This window comes from Salinispora goodfellowii, from assembly GCF_059570675.1.
Window position 1 is genome coordinate 148,472 of sequence record NZ_JCANTD010000002.1, and the last position, 17,425, is coordinate 165,896.

Sequence of the window (17,425 nt, forward strand, 5' to 3'; positions counted from 1 at the left end):
TCCGGGGGGTCGGGAGCGAATTGAAATCTTGTCAGCCGCGTCGTGCGCTGACTAGCGTCCAGATACATGCAGAACGCGATCGAGGTCTGGGCCACAGGCCTGGGAGCCATGACGCCGCTGGGTGTGGATCTGCCCACCACATGGGCGGCGATGCAATCCGGCGAGAACGGAATCGGAGCGCTCGACGAAAGCTGGGCGGAAGCCCTTCCCGTCCGCATCGCGGCCCGGCTCACCGCCGATCCGGCCGCGGCCATGCCCCGGACCGAAGCGCGCAAGCTGGACCGCTCGGAGCAGATGGCCCTGGTCACCGCCCGCGAGGCGTGGGCCGACGCGGGCAGCCCGCGGCCCGACCCCGAGCGCCTCGCCGTGGTCATCGGCACCGGCATCGGCGGCCTGACCTCGCTGCTGGTCCAGAACCACGTCCTGGAGACCTCCGGCCCGCGCCGGGTCTCGCCGCACACCGTCCCCATGCTGATGGCCAACGGCCCTGCCGCCTGGGTCAGCATGGACCTGGGCGCCCAGGCCGGTGCGCACGCCCCGGTCAGCGCCTGTGCCTCCGGCGCCGAGGCCATCGCCCTCGGCCTGGACCTCATCCGCTCGGGCCGTGCGGACATCGTTGTCGCCGGTGGTGTGGAGGCCAGCGTCCACCCGCTGCCGCTGACCGCGTTCGCGCAGATGATGGCGCTGTCCACGCAGAACGACGACCCGGCGCACGCCTGCCGTCCCTTCGACACCAAGCGGGGTGGCTTCGTCCTCGGCGAGGGCGCCGCCCTGGTCGTCCTGGAGCGGGCCGACCACGCCCAGGCCCGCGGCATCGCCTCCCCGCACGGCACCGTCCTCGGCGCCGGCATCAGTTCCAGCGCCACCCACATCACCGCCTCCGACGTCGCCGGGCAGGTCCGCGCCATGCGGATGTCGCTGCGCGACGCCGACGTCGCCGCCGAGCGGATCGGCCACGTGCACGCGCACGCCACCTCCACCCCGCAGGGCGACGTGGCGGAGGCCCGCGCCATTGCCGAGGCCATCGGCATCCACCCCGTGGTGAACGCGACGAAGTCCATGACCGGGCACCTGCTCGGTGCCTCCGGCGCGCTCGGCGCCATCGCCGCGCTGCTGGCGCTGTGCGACGGCCGCGTACCGCCCGTGCGGAACCTGGAGGAGCTCGACCCCGACGTCGAACTGGACGTCGTCCGCGGCGCCCCGCGCACCGGGAGCTGGGAGTGCGCGCTGGCCAATTCCTTCGGCTTCGGCGGGCACAACGTCTCCCTTGTCCTCGGCCGGCCGTAATTTCCCGAACGCACCCCCTTGCAGGTTGAGATGACAGGCGCCAGCGGCGACCGGACCGGTCAGTGTCCGATAGCCCTCGATCACGATTTCTACGCCGATCCGCATCCGGCCTACCGGGTCATCAAAGAGAACGGCAACAAACCAACGCCCATTGTCCTGAAGACCGGAATGGCATATCTGCCGCCCGGCTTGGAGGCCTGGCTCGTCACGGCGTACGAGGACGTGGAATTTGTCCTCCGGGACCCGCGGTTCCGCAAGAGCATCGACGAGGCCATGCCGCTTCCGCACCCCCCGCAGGCGGGTGGCAGCGCGGCCGCCGGTCCGCGTCATCGCGTAACACCCGGTACGGCCGTTCTGCCGATGCCGGCTCGTCCAGGAACGCCCCGGTGAGCTCGGTCGCCTCCTGCAACGCGGCTGGCCAGTCCTGCCCGCCGAGGCGGGCCGTCAGCAGGCAGCCGAGGAGCACGTCACCCGCTCCCACGGTCAGCGCCGGGTCGTCGATTGACGGCGGCGTCTGCCGGAACGTGCCGTCCGGGCCGGTCAGCAACGCGCCCTGACCGCCCAGCGTCACCAGGCAGTGCCCGGCACCGGCGAGCTCGGTGGCGGCTGCGGTCACGTCGACCATCGAGGCCAGCGGACGGCCGGCCCAGCGACCGAGCTCGAGCAGGTTCAGCGCGGTCAGGTCGCGGTCGCGGCGGCCGGGCTGCAGTTTGCCGGTCTCGGTCGGATCGGCGGACAGCAGCCAGAACGGTACGCTGCGCTCCGCCGCCTCGGCGGCCAGCCGGTCCAGCGCGGACACCGTGGCGTCGGTACCGCCGACCAGCACGCTCGCGGTGTCGAACAGGGACCGACCGGCGGCCAGCGCGGTCGGATTCAGGCCGTCGATCGCCGCTCCGCCGATGAACCATTTCTCCCGCACCGAGCCGTCGGCCAGCTCGGCGTGGAACAGCGGCAGCGGCGCGGCGAACGGCAGTGGCGTCCACCGCACCCCGTTGCCGGCCAGATGCGTGGCGACCGCGGACGCCAGCTCGCCTGTGTAGTCGGCGGTCACCAGCGTGGGACCGGCGCCCCGGGCACCCATCGCGCACGCCATGTTGTTCATCACGCCGCCCCAGCGCAGCGTGACCGGGGCACGGCCGGAGCCGATCGGGCCCTCGTGCAGCACGTCCAGGGTGACCGTGCCGACCAGGACCGGGCGGCGGGTCACGTGCCCGTCGCGGCGAACAGGCGGCTGATCGACGCGTCGTACGCGGCGCTGATGTCGAAAGCCTTACGTGCCAGCGCGATCCGGCGTTCTGGGCTCACCCCACCCTCCGCCAGCTCCTTCAGCACCGCCGGATAGTCGTCCGGGTCGCTCAGCGGCACCACGTGCGCGCAGTTCTTCGCGGCGGCCCGCAGCATCGCCGGGCCGCCTACGTCGATCTTCTCCCGAAACTCCTCGAACGGCAGCCGGGGTGCCCGCTCCGGGAGGAGGTAGTAGTTGCAGGCGACCAGGTCGACCCGGGTGATGCCGTGCTGGGCGACCTCGGCCAGGTCGGCGGGGTTGTCGCGGGCCAGGATGCCGCCCATCAGCGACACGGTCAGCGTCTTGACCCGGCCGCCGAGCAAGGTGGGCACGCCGGCCAGGTCGGCCACCGCACCCACCTCGACGCCGCGTTCGGCCAGCCGCCGCCGGGTGCCCTCGGTGGCTACCACGTCCCAGCCCAGCCCGAGCAGACCCGTGGCCAGCCGGTCAACGTCACGCTTGTTGCTCACTGCCAGAACTGCGAGCATCGGATTCCTTCCGTGCGGGGTTCAGCGGGTGACGAGCGCGTCGCGGTGCGCGCCGACCGACACGTAGGTGACCGGTACGCGTAGCAGCGCCTCGATCGCCTGCAGGTATACGCGGGCCTGTTTCGGCAGGTCGTTGTATGCGCGGACGCCGGTGATGTCGGTGTCCCAGCCGGCGAAGGTCTCGTAGCACGGTTCCGCCTCGGACAGCGCCGCCACCGATGGGGTGAAGTCCGGCGTGACCCGGCCGTCGATCCGGTAGCCGGTGCAGATCTTCAGCTCACCGGTGCCGCTGAGCTGGTCGAGGTTGGTGACCGCTGCCTCGTCGGCGCCCTGCATGACGACGCCGTAGCGGGTCGCCACCGCGTCGAAGTGGCCCAGGCGCCGGGGCCGGTTCGTGGTGGCGCCGAACTCACCCCACCGGCTGCGCAGGAACGCGGACCGCTCGTCGTCGAACTCGGTGACGAACGGCCCGGCGCCGACGCAGCTGGAGAACGCCTTGGTGACGCCGATGGTGTGCCGGACCCGGGCCCACGGCACCCCGAGGCCGACCGGCGCGTGCGCGGCCAGGCAGGCGGACGACGTGGAGAATGGGTAGATGCCGAAGTAGATGTCGCGAAGCGCGCCCAACTGCCCCTCGGCGAGCACGCTTGCGTCGGCCTGCTCGGCCTGCGTCAGCACGGCGTTGGTGTCGCTCAGGTAGGGCTCGATCCGCTCCCGGACGTCCGCCGCCCACCGCTCGGCCTCCTTGAGGTCCCAACCGGGCTCGCCGTAGATCTTCTCGAGCCGGACGTTCGCCCACTCGACCACCGCCGAGAGCCGGCTCGCGAGTTGGCGGGTCTCGAAGAGTTCCCGCACCAGCAGGGTCTTCTTCATCACCCGGTCGCCGTACGCGGGGGAGATGCCCATCTTGGTGGAGCCGTACTGGTTGCGACCCAGTCGGGTTTCCTCGTGTGCGTCCAGATCGCGGTGGAACGGGAAGCAGATCGAGGCGTTGCCGGACAGCAGGATGTCGGACGGGTCCACGCCGTGCCGGGTGACCAGGTTGATCTCGGCCAGCAGCCCGTCCAGATCGACGGTCATGCCGGGGCCCAGCACGTTGCGCACCCCCGGGCGGAAGACGCTGCTGGGCAGGCTGTGCAGGGTGAACCTGCCTTCGTCGAGCTGAATGGTGTGCCCGGCGTTACTGCCGCCGTGGTATCGGCCGACGATGTCCGCGTCCGCGGCCAGATAGTCGACCATCCTCCCCTTGCCCTCGTCACCCCAGTTGAGACCGACGACCGTGGAGATCAACGCGGGTCCTCCCGATACGCATGTGCGGATGTCGATGCCAGTATTCCGGAAAGGCGGGCCGAAGAGGGCCCCCAGATCTCCGGATTCAGGGCATGCGGCGGGGCTTCGCCGCTCAGTGCGGTGACGAGTTGCCCGGCCGCCGACATCGCCAGCGCGTGCTTCGTCTCCACGGTGAAGTCGGCGACGTGTGCGCTGAGGACCAGTCTGTCGATGCCGAGCAACGGGCTGCCCGCCAGCGGTGGCTCCTGGTCGTAGACGTCGAGCGCGGCGCCCGCGAGATGCCCGGATCGAAGCGCCCGCACCAGCGCGGCGGTGTCCACCACCGCACCGCGCGATGTGTTGAGGAAGTAGGCACCGCGCTTCATCCGGGCGAACATGTCATCGTCGAACATGTTCTCGGTCTCGTCGTTCAGCTCGGGATGGCAGCTGACCACATCGGACTCAGCCAGCATCTCGTACAGGTCATCCACCTTGGTCGCGCCGTACCCGTCGATCGTCTCGGCGGACACGTACGGGTCGTAGGCGAGCACGTTCATCAGGAAGCCGGCCGACGCGCGCCGGGCCATCCAGCCGCCCACGTTGCCGCAGCCGACGATGCCCAGCGTCTTGCCGCCGAGCTCGACGCGCCGGGTGCTGAGCCGCTTCTCCCATGCGCCGGGCATCCCGTCGCGGGCCACCGCGCCCAGGTCCCGGGTGACCGACAGCAGCAGCCCCAGCGCATGTTCGGAGACCGGTCGGCCACCCAGGCCGGGATTGTTGGCCACCACCACCCCGGCCTTGCTCGCGGCCGCGATGTCGATGTTGTCGACGCCGCGCCCGCTGGACAGCACCGCGATCAGCTCCGGGGCCGCGTCGACGATCTCCGCCGTGATCTGCGTGGGGTAGCGCACCGCCAGCCCGTGCGCTGTGCGCAGGGCGGGCGACGCCGCCAGCTCCTCCGGCTCGACCCGGGTCACCGCGAAGTGCCGCTCCAGCAGCTCCTCGGCCTCCGGGTGGTACATGGCACCGACGATCAGGACGTTCAGACGCATTCGACAGAACCCCTTCGGAAGTCAGTTCTTGATGTCCGCGGCCAGCAACCGCTCCAGGGCGTGCAGTTCACCGGACCGGCTCGCCGCGACCAGCCGGTACGCCAGCTCGGCCTGCTTCTCCGGTTCGATCCGGAACCGGCGGCCACCCGCGAGGCGGGCTCGCCCGCGGCTGTAGAGCTTGCGGCAGGACGCCTCGCGGATGCCGGTGATCGCCGAGACGTCCCGATAGGTGTACTCGAAGCCGTGCCGCAACACCACGACCGCCCGTTCCGCCGGGTTCAGCCGTTCCAGCAGTTGCCGGGCGACCAGGGCGATCTCCTCGTCGCGTTCCAGCTTGTGGTGCGGGCCGGCCGGGGTCGGGTCGGCGGGCTCCGGCGGGGCCGTGCCGCTGCACTTCTCCCGACGGATCCGGGCCGACTTGAGGTGGTCGCTGCACAGCCGGGTGACGATGGTGGACAGCACCGCCCCGTGATCGCGTACGTCGTAGACCCGGTGCCACCGGATCCACGCCTCCGACACGATGTCCTCGGCCTCGACGGTGGAACCCACCCAGCGGTACGCGATCGCCAGGAGCCGGCGGCGATGGCTCTCGAATTCCTGCACTGTCCCACCCATGGGGCTTGTTCCTCCTCGGGGAATCGGCCGCCCGGTCCCGGGCCGGGACGAACACCAACGGGACTTCAGCTACTGCGCGAGGCCGGCCGTGACGTCGTCAGCGGCGGCGGTGAACGCCCGCGCGTACGCGTCGATGTCGTCCGGCTCCATCGCCGTTGACACGCAGCCGAGCCCTGAGTCGCCGATGTGCACGCCGTGCCGCAGGAGCATGCGGGACAACAGGTTCACCGCGTTCACCGGGCGGCCGCCGGCGCCGGTGGCGTCCGGGCCGAGCACCCGGAACAGCGATCCGGTGCCGTTGACCGTCCAGCCGCCCGGCGTGCGGTCGGCCAGGATCTGCCGCATCCGGTCCCGCACGTCCGCGCCGAGGCCGTTGATCCGGTCCATCTCGTCGCTCGTCAGCAGCGCCAGCGACGCGAGGCCGGCGCTCATGCTGACCGGGTTCGCGTTGTACGACCCGGAGTGCGGCAGTGGCGGTGATCCGGCGCTTGGGTCGAACACGGCCATCACGTCGCGCCGGCCGGTGACTGCGCCGATCGGCATACCACCGGCGATTACCTTGCCCAGCACGGTGAGGTCCGCGGCGTACCCGAACTCGGCGATCGCGCCGCGCATCCCGATCCGGAACGAGCCGACCTCGTCAGAGATCAGCACCACGTCGTGCTCGTCACAGAACCCGCGCAGCGCGGCCAGGTACTCCGCGGACGCGGGCACCAGGCCGATCCGCCACGGCAGCGGGTCGATCAGGATCGCGGCCAGCTCGCCGGCGTGCCGGTCGAGGACCTTCAGCGCGCCCTCCGGATCGTTGAACGGGATGATCACCGTGTTGTCAGAGACCCCGGCCGGGATGCCCCGGGTGGCGTGCGTGATCAGCGATCCCGAGCCGTCGTTGTTGATGGCTGTCGCGTCGTACGCGCCGTGGTACGCCCCGGCGATCTTCGCCAGCTTCGGCCGGAGCGTGTGCGCGCGGGCCGCCTGCACCGCCATCATCACCGCCTCGGTGCCGGTGCTGGTGAACCGCGCGTGCTCGAACGTCTCGTTGCGGGCGGTCAGGGCCTCGGCGAAGGCCACCTCGGTCTCGGTCGGCATCCCGAACGACGTACCCCGGGCCGCTGCCTCGGCCACCGTCCGCACGATCGTCGGGTGCGCGTGCCCGTGGATCAGCGCGGTGCTGTTGTTCAAGAAGTCCAGCCGCTCGGTGCCGTCAGCATCGACGACCCGGGCGCCATACCCGTACCGCACGTAGATCGGATAAGGGCTGCTGTAGACCGCGGTTCGGCTGTTCCCGCCCGGCATCACGGCGCGGGCCCGCCGGTTGAACTCGGCCGAGGCGACGGTGCTGGCAGCGGCCACGCCGGCCAGATCGTACGCGGAGGTGGTCATCTGGGTCCTTCCTCAGGAGAACAGGGGGCTGACACGGACGGGGGTGCCGGGAGTGACCCAGCGCGGCTCGGCGGTGGCCTCGACGGTGCCGATCTGCTCGGCGAGTCGGTCCGCGGCGGCCGGTACCAGCGGTCGCAGCACCTGGGTCAGGCTGCGCACCGCCATCAGTTCGAGGGCGACACAGGTCCGCGCCGGGGCATCCAACGCGGGCGCGGTGAGTAGGTCCTCGGCGTCTTCGGCGAACCGCCGCGCCGTCTTCAGGAAGGCCAGCAGGGCGGCGACCGCGCCGGCCGGCGAGAACCGGTCCAGGGCCAGTGCGGCGGTGATCTCGGTGTGCAGGGTGGCGATCCGGCCGGCGAACTCCTCGGCGGACGGGAAGAAGGTGCCGGCGGTGGGCGCGCGACCGGCGAACCGCCCGGCCACCCGCTTGCCGACCCCGGCCAGCCAGTCGTCCAGCCGGCCGACCAGTTCGCGCTGCACGAACGCGTCGTGGTCGACGGTGGAGAAGTTGCGGCGCCGGTGCTCCGGCCGGGTGGCCGCCAGGAACAGCCGCAGCCGGTCCCGGGTCTTGTCGTCGAAGACGTCCCGGCCCCAGATCACGTGCCCGCGACCGGTGGAGAACTTCGCGCCGTTGAGCAGGTAGAACTCGTTGCCGATCAGCGTGTCCGGCAGGTCGATCCGGTCGGTGAACGCGCCCAGCACCGCCGGGAACACCACCACGCGCAGGTACGCGTTGTCGAAACCGAAGAACAGCGCGGTCCGTGGCCGGTGCTCCTCCAGGTAGGACTGCCAACCGTCGGCGCCGGAGTCGCGGGCCAGCCGGTCGACCGCGGTAAGGAACCGCGCGGCCAGCTCGAACGCCGAGTACATCCGCTGTCCGCTGCTGTCCGGCAGTTCGATGCCGTCGGCGGCGACCACGCTCACCGGCAGGTCCGGCAGTGGTCCGGCAAGGATCCGGCTCGCGTACGCGGCGATCCGCGGCCCGGTCCGTACCGACGCGAGATATGCGGTGAGCCGGTCCCGCAGGGGTTCCAGCGGCATCAGCCAGCGCTCCAGCGGCCGGTGTTCGGCGGCCCTGCCGCAGGTGCCGCAGGACGCGTCGACCAGGTCGGCGTCTGCGAACGGCAGTGCGCACCTCTCGCACTCGATGCCCGCGGTGTCCCGCGACCCGCAGTGCGGGCAGGCGCCGGCCACGAACGCCTCGAACAGGAACACCTCGCACGACGGGCAGAAGTTGGTCGGCACGGTCCGCCGGACGACCACGCCGGTGTGGCGCAACCGCTCGAACACCTGACGGGCCAGCGCCGGGTAGACCTCGTCGCGGGGCCGTACGAACACGTCCCACTCGATGCCCGCCGCCCGTAGCCCGGCCATGATGCTGTCGGTATTGCGTTCCGCCAGGGTGTGGAACGACACGCCGTCGGCGTTCGCGGCGGCGGCCACCTGGCTCTGGTGGCCGACCGTGCCCAGTAGCAGGTGAGCGGGGGTGCCGGCGGCGAGCAGCGCCCGCCGGGCGAAGTCCGCGCCCAGGTACGGCCCGGCCATGTGCCCGAGATGCAGTTCGCCGTTCGGGGTGGGAAACGACGGCAGCAGCAGCACCGGCCGCTCGTCCCGCGCCACCGACGCGGCCCGGCGCGGGGCGTGTGCGGCGGCCAGCCGCGGCATGTCCTCCCAGTAGACGCTGAGGAAGGTGAGCGGCTCGTCGTCCGCCAGGTTGCGCAGCGTGTGCCGTTCCAGCGGGGGAAGCGTGACGGTGTCGCCGGCCGTGACCGCCGCGACCCGGCCGTCCGAGCGCACCTCGCCGCGCCCGGCCAGCATGATCCACACCTCGGTGTCGTGGTGGCTGTGCGCGGCGGTGATCTCGCCGGGGCGTAGCGTGACCCGGGTGACCGCGAACGGCGGCGGCGCGTCCGCGGTCCAACCGGGCGGGGCACTGCGCACGAAGTCCGGCGCGTTCAGGTCCGCGACCGAACGCGGGATGCCGGTGACGATCATCGGGATTCCCTCTCTGTGCCTGGCGTGCGGCTCAGTCGCCGTGGGTGCCGGTCATCAGCTGGTCGTCTCCGGGCACCCAGTCGACCGCGCCGCTGACCTGGCCGGTGTCGAAGCGCGTCTCGCTGAGCAGGCTGTTCGCGATGGTCGCGCTGCGCCAGGCGAGCAGGCTCAGGTTGGGGTCGGCCACGCCGAAGTCGCGCCGGGCCGCGTTCTGCACGAAGATGCGGTTGTCCGCCGGGCCGTCCCAGTCGAGGCTGAAGTCGGCGCGGACCGGCGGGAGCCCGTCCGGCATCCGGTCGCGCAGCCCGCGTAGCACCGGCGGCAGCCCGTGCCGGTAGCCGGTCGCGCAGATCACCACGTCCACGTGCCGTCGCACCAGCCCGTCGTCCGCCGAGCGCCACGTGGTGAGCAGGTCGTTGCGCTGCTGGTCGATGTCGACCAGTTGGTGGCCGACCATCACGTCACACGGCCGGGCGACGCCCTCGACCAACTCCAGGTCGTACAGCTGCTGGTAGATCTCGCGCAGCAGGTCGGCGGAGACACCGTCGCTGGACATCCGCTGCTGCTCGTTGAGCAGGGCCCGTCGCTCCGGCGGCTGGGCATGGAAGTAGCGGCTGTAGTTCGGCAGGTAGTGCTCCTCGACGAACGGGCTGTCGTCCAGCGGGAAGAGGTTGCCGCGGCGGGTGCCCCAGAACAGGCGGCTCGGGCGCTGCTCCCCGGCGCGCAGTAGATGCAGCACCACCTCGGCGCCGCTCTGCCCGCCGCCCACCACGGCCACCCGGCGGCCGGCCAGGTCGCGCGGCACGTCCAGAAGGTTCGCCGCGTGCAGCACCCGGTGCGGGGCATGCCCGGCCGCACACGACGGCAGCCACGGTTCCAGGCCGGTGGCGGTGACGATGTTCTTCGCCCGCATCGTGCCGTGGTTGCTGCGCAGCAGGAACGCGCTGCCGTCGAACTCCACCGTGTCGACCGCCACCCCGAACCTCAGGTCGTCAATGCGGTCCGCAGCCCAGCGGCAGTACTGCTCGAACTCCCGGCGCGGGATGTGCGTCCGGCCGCTGACCAGCAGCCGGTACAACCGCTTCTCCTCGACCGCGAACGACAGGAACGTGTACGGGCTGGTCGGGTCGACCGGCGTCACCAGGTCCTTGAGGAAGTGCACCTGCATCCGGGCGTTCGGCACCATGATCCCGCCGTGCCACTCGAACGACTTCTTGCGTTCCAGGAAGACCTTGCGCAGTCCGTGACAGTCGGCTAAAAGCGCGGCCAGGCTCAGGTTGGCCGGTCCGATCCCGATCCCGACGAGGTCGAGCTTCGGTGAGGGTCCGCTCATCGTGTGCCTCCTACGCAGCGGGATTCGGTTCGGTGATCCGGATGCCGTGCCGGCGTAGGGTGTCCAACAGCCGCCCGCGGGCGGCGCCACCGATCGCGAGATGCGGCATCTGCCAGCCCGCACCGTCCACCTCACCGCCGGTTAGTAGCAGGCTCGCGGCGGCCAGGGCGAAACCGGTGCACCGGGTCATCGCGGGCAGCCCGGTCGCGGGATCGTGGGTGTCGGTGAGTCGGACGCGTAGCCCGTGCGGCCGGCCGCCGAGGGTGCCCCGGGCGATCACCTCCAGCACGACCAGGTCGGTGTCCGCCGGGCGGGCCATCACGCGCGGGGCGAGCACCCGTTCCACCAGGCGGCGCGGGACCACCCGGGCGCCGTCCACGTCGACCGGTTCCTCGCCGAGCAGCCCGAGCTGGGCCAGTTGGGTGACTGCCTCGCCGAACCCGGGCCAGCGCACTGTCTTCTGCGTGCAGTCCGCCTCGCGCAGCGTCGGGTGCGCCCGCAGCCAGGGCACCATCCCGTCGTGGTACGCCTGTAACGTGCCGATCCCGTCGAAGTGGCGCTCCTCCAGGCCGGAGAAGCGCGGGACGGTGACCAGCCGGCCGTGCCGGGTGGCCAGCGAGTCCCGCTGGGCGATCGGCAGGTGGTGGGTGCTCTCACCGCCGAAGAACGAGACGTGCCCGACGGGTTTGCGCGGCGTGTTCGGAATGCCACCGCAGAAGATCTCCACCGACCTGGTGCGGTCCAGGCGTTCGGCGAGTTCCGCGACGAGCAGTTCGGTGAGCCCGGGTTCCAGACCGATCGGCAGCAGCACGGTGGACGTGCCCGGCCGGGCCAGGTCGCCCAGCATGGCCAGGTCGTCCGGGTGCGGCCGGGCGATTCCGGCGATCGGCACGCCGGTACGGGCCGCCGTGCCGATCAGGTCCCGGCAGGCGGCCCACGGCAGCGCGGTGGCCAGCACGTCGTGACCGGCCCGGACGGGGTCCGGGTCGGTGGCCACGGTGACCGTGCCGGTCGCGTACGGCGTGATCCGGTGGGCCGTGTCGTGGGCCCGGTCCGGGTCGGTGTCGAACAGGGTGAGCCGGGTGACGGCGGGGTCGATGGCCAGCGCGTGCGCGCAGCCCAAACCCATCCGGCCGCATCCGAACAGGGCAACTCTCATCGATTCGACATCCCGTCCAGGGTCGGGATTCGAAGCGTCGCGGGTGCTGGTGGGGAGCGTCGCGGCGGCGGGGCGTCCATCCGGGCGGTGACCTTGCCGGGCACCGCGTCCAGCAGCGCGTCCAGGCCGGCGCGGGTGGCGTGCCGGGCGATGACCGCGGCGACCCGTTGCTGGCCGAAGTTCTCCGGCGGCAGCGCGATCCCGGTGCCCGGCGGGTGCTCGAAGAACAGGTGCGGGTAGCCCGGGTCGCCGGCGACCGCGGCCACCCCGTCCACGCCGTCGAAGCGACCCGGCCGCTCGGCCAGCACGAACCGGAGCCCGGCGTGGTGGGCGCGGTCCGGCTGGAGGACCGGTGCCGCGCCGACCGCGATCCGGATCAGACCGGCGAAGTAGTCGATGCCGGTGGCGAGCGGGATCAGGTGCGAAGCGATGTAGTCACCGGCCGGCCGCGCGGCCACCTCGATGAACCGCATCCCCTTGGCGCCCCACTTTGCCTCCAGGTGGAAGGCGCAGTTGTCGAGGCCCAGCGCGGTGACGATCCGGCCGGTGGTCGCGGTGACGTCGGCGAGGGTCTCGGCGCCCATCGCGGCGGGTATCCGGTGGTCGACCTCCAGGTAGTACGGCACTGAGGTGATCTTGTCGGTCACGGCGACCACGTGCACCTGCCCGGCGGCGACCAAGCCCTCCACGCTGAACTCGGCGCCGTCCAGGTATTCCTCGACGATGAATTCCGCCCCGAACTGCCGGAATACCGCGTCGAATTGCGGGCTGGCAATTCGTTCGAGCTGCTCAAACGCCGGTTCCAGGTCCTCCGGCCGATGCAGTTCGAAAATTCCCTTGGAGCCGGAGGCGCCGGTCGGTTTGATAATTGCGGGAAACCCTATCTCGTCGACCGCCCGCCGAAGCTCGGTCAGCGTTCGCACCCGGCGAAAGGCCGGCAGAATGCCATCGAGATCTCGTAACGAATTTTTCATCTCGAATTTGTTGCGGCCTCGCAGTGCGGCGGTGGCGCTCAGCCCCGGCAATCCGAGCTGCGCCGCGATCGCGGCCACGAGCTGAACGTCGATCTCGGTGAAGCTGGGCACCCCGGCGATGTCGTACTTGCTGGCCAGATCGTTGGCGGCGGCCAGGGCTAGCTCGGTGTCATAGGTGTCCACCTGGCGGAATTCGGTCACCAGCGGGGCGGCGAAGTCCGGCAGTGAGCGGCCCAGCAGCACGACCTCGTAGCCGAGTCGGCGCGCAGTCAGCAGGGACTCTATTCCTTCTCTTTCGATGCGCCGAAGATTGACAAACAGGACCTGACTGCTTTTCATCGGAAATCACTCCAAGGGCAGCTGAAGGTCAGATTTGCTGCAGTCCGAAGCATCTACCTCCGGTTGCGCTGCAGGGGGTTCGCGTGACTTATCCGGGATTGTCCGGGGTAACTTGCGATGCGTCGGTGGGACAGAACGACTCCAGCATAGAATCACGTCAGTGTCAAGGGGGTTTATAGCCGAGCGTCACCGCACTGTCACGCATCGTCCCGCGCGTTCGTCCACCAGAGGAGTGACCGACCCGTGGACGGACGGAGAGCGGCGATGACCACCAGGACAGTCAATGATCAGCTTACCCGGGTGGGCGCCGGCACGCCGATGGGCGACCTGCTGCGGGAGTACTGGATGCCCGTCATGCGCTCGGCCCGGGTCGCGGAACCTGGCGGCGCACCGGTCCCGGTCGAGCTGCTCGGCGAGAAGCTCGTGCTGTACCGGGCCGCCGACGGCGCCCTGGGCTGCTTCGCCGAGGCCTGCCCGCACCGCGGCGCCTCGCTCGTCCTGGCCCGCACCGAGGATTGCGGGCTGCGCTGCATCTACCACGGCTGGAAGTTCTCGGTCACCGGCGAGGTGCTGGAGACCCCGTCCGAGCCGGCGGAGCTGACGAAGTTCGCCTCTCGCGTCAAGCTGCGGACCTACCCGGTCACCGAGGCGGGCGGCATCGTCTGGATATGGCCCGGCGACCCGGCCCGCGAGGCGCCGCCGCTGCCCGGCTTCGCGTTCCACAAGCTGCCGCCCGAGCAGGTGTTCGGCATCATCGCACCGGTCGAGTGCAACTGGTTACAGGGCCTGGAAGCCGATGTGGACTCCGCGCACGTCGCCCTGCTGCACGAGACCGAGGCCCGGGCCGGCGCCCTGCGCGAACTGCTCGACGATGTGGCCCCGCGTGACGACATCGACGAGCAGCCCTACGGGCTGCGCTTCGCCGCCGTCCGGCACCTGTCCACCGGCGAGCAGCTCGTCCGGGTCAAGCCGTTCGCCATGCCGTTCTACACAGTGGTTCCCGAACTGCCGTCCGGCGACCGGCTCTGGCATGCCTGGGTGCCGGTCAACGACCACCGCACCATCATGTGGTACCTCTGGTACAACGAGGAGCGACCCGTCGACCCGACGGTGTTCGCCAGCCAGTTCGGCCTCGACCTGGCCACCCTCGACCCGGACAACATCCGCGCGGGCTTCAGTCGGGAGAACGCCTGGGGCCAGGACCGCGGCGAGATGCGTGACGGCCGCAGCTTCTCCGGCATCCGCGGCCTGGTCATGCAGGACATCGCCGTGCAGGAGAGCATGGGCCCGATCGTCGACCGCAGCCGGGAGAACCCGGGCCGCAGCGACACCGGCATCATCGCCACCCGTCGCTACCTGCTCAAGGCGCTGAAACAACACGCGCTCGGACAGCGTGCCCCCGGCGTCGACGCCGACTACGGGCAGGTTCGCTCGGCCGCGCTGACCGTACCCGCCGACTGTGACTGGCGTACCCGATGAGTGTCGCCGACACCACCGACGTCGTGGTGGTCGGATCCGGGGGCGCCGGGCTGCTGGCCGCCTGCCTGGCGGCCGACGCCGGGCGGCGGGTAACCGTGCTGGAGAGCACCGACCGCCTCGGCGGCAGCACCGCGGTCTCCGGCGGCATGATCTGGGCGCCGGAGAACCCGATGCTGGGCGCCCTCGGCCGCACCGACTCGGGCGACGCGGCCAGTCGCTACTTGAAGCGCGTCACCGAGGGCGCGGTGCCCGACGCTGACATCGACCTGTTCCTCGACACCGTCGGCCCGATGGTTGACTACCTGCTGTCCCACACGCCGATCCGGTTCGCCGCCATCGACCGGCCCGACTACCACAGTGACTGGCCCGGCGCGCTGCCCGGCGGCGGTCGCTGCTTGGACGTGCTGCCGTACGCCACCTCCGGCCGTCCCGGCCTGCTCGACCGGATCCGGGTCGGCCCACACTTCACCGCCGCCCTCACGTACGACGAGCGGCAGCGCAGCCGCTGGCCCGGCACCCGCGACGAGACCGAGGTGGCCCGCCGCGAACGCGACGGCGTGGTGGCCGTCGGCGCCGGGCTGGTCGCCGGCCTGGTCGCCGCCGCCGACGATCGCGGCGTCCGGTTCCGCACCGGCACCGCAGCGCGCGGCCTGCTGAGCGACGACGACCGGATAGTCGGGGTACGCACGGACGTCGGCGACCTGTCCGCCGCGCTCGGCGTGGTGCTGGCCAGCGGCGGCTTCGAGTGGAACGCGGCGCTGCGGCGGGCGTTCCTGCGGGAGCCCGCCACCGCGCCGGTCAGCCCACCCGGCAACCGCGGCGACGGCCTGGTCATGGCGATGGCGGCCGGTGCCGCGCTGAACGCGATGTCGGACGCCTGGTGGGCGCCGGTCGTCCAGGACCCGGACGAGACGTACGACGGTGAACCGTTGACCCGGCACCTGGTCGCCGAACGCTGTCTGCCCGGCTCGATCCTGGTGGACCGCACCGGCCGCCGGTTCGTCAACGAGGCGGTCAACTACAACGACATCACCCGCGCGCTGCACGCGTTCGACCCGACCCTGCACCGGCTGCGGCACAGCCCCGCCTACCTGGTGTTCGACAACGCGTTCCGACGCCGCTACGCGGTGGGCGGCACGCCGGCCGGCGCCCCACCGCCCGGCTGGTGGCGACACGACACGTCGCTCGCCGATCTCGCGAAGAACTGCGGCGTTGACGAGGACGGTCTGGTCCGGACGGTCTCCGAGTTCAACACCTACGCCCGCGACGGCCACGATCCGGAGTTCGGGCGTGGCGAGACCGAGCACGACCGGTACTACGGCGACGACCGGCAACCCGGCAACCCGTGCCTGGGCCCGATCGAGGAGCCGCCGTACCACGCGGTCGAGGTGCGCTCCGGCATGATCGGCACCAAGGGCGGCGTCCGGACCGGCCCGAGCGGTGCCGTGCTGCGGGCGGACGGCAGTGCGATCCCCGGCCTGTACGCGTGCGGCAACGTCGCGGCCGGCCCGATGGGACCTGGGTATCCCGGCTCCGGCGCGACGCTGGCCGCCGCGCTGACGGGCGGCTATCGGTGCGGGCTCGCGTTCGGCCCGCCCGGATCGCCGGGCTGGTCCGACCCACGGCACACCCCGCGGAGCATCCGATGAGGGTCGTCGTGGTCGGTGCGGGGGTGGTCGGCACCTGCGCGGCGTACCGGCTGGCCCGTACCGGAGCCTCGGTCACCCTGCTCGGCGCCGATCCGCCGGAGCGGACCCTGTCGGCGCACAGCTTCGCCTGGGTCAACCCGGTGGACGACGGGAACGCGGACTACTGGGCGCTCACCCACGAGGCGCAGACCGCGCACCGGCGCCTCGCGGCCGAGATACCCACCAACGGGTTCCATCCGGCCGGTAACCTGCACTGGACCGACCGACCGGAGGCCGCCGCGAAGCTGTTGGAGGCCGCCGCGTCGTACCGGGCCAAGGGCTGGGCCGCCGCGCAGTGCACCCCGCGCGCGGCCCGCCGCCTCGAGCCGGCGCTGCGCATCCCGGACGACGCCGGCCCGGTGGTCCACTACCCGGACGACGGTTACGTCTTCGCGGACCGTTTCCTGGACCGGCTGCGTGCGGCCGGGCAGCGGCACGGCCTACGGGTCCGCCTGGACGCACCGGTTGCCGAGCTCGCCGGCGACAGCGTACGGCTGGTTTCGGGGGAGCGGATCACCGCGGACGCGGTGGTCTGCTGCGCGGGCCGGACCACCGCTCGTCTGCTGGCCGGGTGCGGCTACGGGCTGCCCTTGGTCGACCCGAACGATTCCGGCATCCTGACCCGTGGGCTGCTGGTCCGCACGTCGCCGATGCCGCCCGGGGTGGGCCTGGGGCGGGTGGTGCACGCGCCGGGTCTGAGCATCCGGCCGCACCACGGAGGGCGGCTGGTGCTGCGGTGCCAGGAGGTCGATGTGCGGCTGCCGCAGGACACCGCGGTGGCCGCGGCGGCCGTGCTGGCCCGGTTGCCGGAGGTTCTGCCCGCTGCGGCGGGAGTCACGGTCGAGGCCGCCTTCGCGGGCGTCCGCCCGATGCCGCGCGACGGGCGCAGCATCGTCGGGCCGCTGCCGGGGCAGGACAAGCTCTACGTGATTGTCACGCACAGTGGGCTCACGCTCGGGCCGTTGCTCGGGGAGATCGCGGCGCGCGAGGTCACCGGGGGCGGTACGCACGAGTTGGCGGGGGCGTTCCGGCTGGGTCGGTTCGCCCCGGCCTGAGCGGGTGGGTCCGTCCCGTCCGGC

At 71.6% G+C, this 17,425-nt stretch carries 14 protein-coding genes; 4 read left to right on the forward strand and 10 right to left on the reverse strand.

Annotated features, from left to right (window positions below):
* Positions 1–66 precede the first annotated feature (66 nt).
* Entirely contained in the window at positions 67–1,287 is a 1,221-nt protein-coding gene (locus tag T398_RS03125; RefSeq protein WP_496444345.1) for a beta-ketoacyl-[acyl-carrier-protein] synthase family protein, read from the forward strand.
* A 205-nt stretch (positions 1,288–1,492) separates the two neighbouring features.
* On the opposite strand, the gene T398_RS03130 is transcribed toward T398_RS03125, so the two are convergent.
* From T398_RS03130 to T398_RS03175, 10 genes are all read right to left on the reverse strand, one after another.
* On the reverse strand, positions 1,493–2,494 hold the full coding sequence (locus T398_RS03130) for a PfkB family carbohydrate kinase (RefSeq protein WP_496444347.1): 1,002 nt from the start codon (positions 2,492–2,494) through the stop codon (positions 1,493–1,495).
* On the reverse strand, positions 2,491–3,060 hold the full coding sequence (locus T398_RS03135; RefSeq protein WP_496444349.1) for a phosphoribosylaminoimidazolecarboxamide formyltransferase: 570 nt from the start codon (positions 3,058–3,060) through the stop codon (positions 2,491–2,493). Before T398_RS03135 ends, T398_RS03130 begins: the two co-directional genes overlap by 4 nt.
* Before the next feature lie 21 nt (positions 3,061–3,081).
* Positions 3,082–4,350: an adenylosuccinate synthase gene (locus tag T398_RS03140; protein WP_496444351.1), complete on the reverse strand. Its 1,269-nt coding sequence runs from the start codon at positions 4,348–4,350 to the stop codon at positions 3,082–3,084.
* On the reverse strand, positions 4,347–5,381 hold the full coding sequence (locus tag T398_RS03145; protein WP_496444353.1) for a hydroxyacid dehydrogenase: 1,035 nt from the start codon (positions 5,379–5,381) through the stop codon (positions 4,347–4,349). Before T398_RS03145 ends, T398_RS03140 begins: the two co-directional genes overlap by 4 nt.
* Positions 5,382–5,402: 21 nt before the next feature.
* The gene (locus tag T398_RS03150) at positions 5,403–5,996 is read right to left on the reverse strand and encodes a sigma-70 family RNA polymerase sigma factor (RefSeq protein ID WP_496444355.1); all 594 of its coding nucleotides are present in this window, start codon (positions 5,994–5,996) and stop codon (positions 5,403–5,405) included.
* A gap of 69 nt (positions 5,997–6,065) precedes the next feature.
* Positions 6,066–7,379 (reverse strand): aspartate aminotransferase family protein, encoded by a 1,314-nt coding sequence (locus tag T398_RS03155; protein WP_496444357.1) that lies wholly within the window; start codon positions 7,377–7,379, stop codon positions 6,066–6,068.
* Positions 7,380–7,391: 12 nt separating this feature from the next.
* Positions 7,392–9,374: a class I tRNA ligase family protein gene (locus tag T398_RS03160; RefSeq protein ID WP_496444359.1), complete on the reverse strand. Its 1,983-nt coding sequence runs from the start codon at positions 9,372–9,374 to the stop codon at positions 7,392–7,394.
* Positions 9,375–9,405: 31 nt separating this feature from the next.
* Entirely contained in the window at positions 9,406–10,707 is a 1,302-nt protein-coding gene (locus tag T398_RS03165; protein ID WP_496444361.1) for a lysine N(6)-hydroxylase/L-ornithine N(5)-oxygenase family protein, read from the reverse strand.
* A gap of 10 nt (positions 10,708–10,717) precedes the next feature.
* Positions 10,718–11,866: a saccharopine dehydrogenase family protein gene (locus tag T398_RS03170; RefSeq protein WP_496444363.1), complete on the reverse strand. Its 1,149-nt coding sequence runs from the start codon at positions 11,864–11,866 to the stop codon at positions 10,718–10,720.
* Positions 11,863–13,179, reverse strand: a complete 1,317-nt coding sequence (locus tag T398_RS03175) for an ATP-grasp domain-containing protein (RefSeq protein WP_496444365.1) — start codon at positions 13,177–13,179, stop codon at positions 11,863–11,865. The genes T398_RS03170 and T398_RS03175 overlap by 4 nt, the downstream gene beginning before the upstream one ends.
* A 264-nt stretch (positions 13,180–13,443) precedes the next feature.
* Between T398_RS03175 and T398_RS03180 the strand changes: the two genes are divergently transcribed.
* From T398_RS03180 to T398_RS03190, 3 genes are read left to right on the forward strand one after another with little or no spacing between them, the layout of a single operon-like run.
* A complete protein-coding gene (locus tag T398_RS03180) occupies positions 13,444–14,658 on the forward strand; it encodes a Rieske 2Fe-2S domain-containing protein (protein ID WP_496444367.1) in 1,215 nt (404 codons plus the stop codon).
* Positions 14,655–16,307, forward strand: a complete 1,653-nt coding sequence (locus T398_RS03185; RefSeq protein WP_496444369.1) for an FAD-dependent oxidoreductase — start codon at positions 14,655–14,657, stop codon at positions 16,305–16,307. Before T398_RS03180 ends, T398_RS03185 begins: the two co-directional genes overlap by 4 nt.
* Entirely contained in the window at positions 16,304–17,401 is a 1,098-nt protein-coding gene (locus T398_RS03190; protein WP_496444371.1) for an NAD(P)/FAD-dependent oxidoreductase, read from the forward strand. Before T398_RS03185 ends, T398_RS03190 begins: the two co-directional genes overlap by 4 nt.
* The last annotated feature ends 24 nt before the right edge of the window (positions 17,402–17,425 follow it).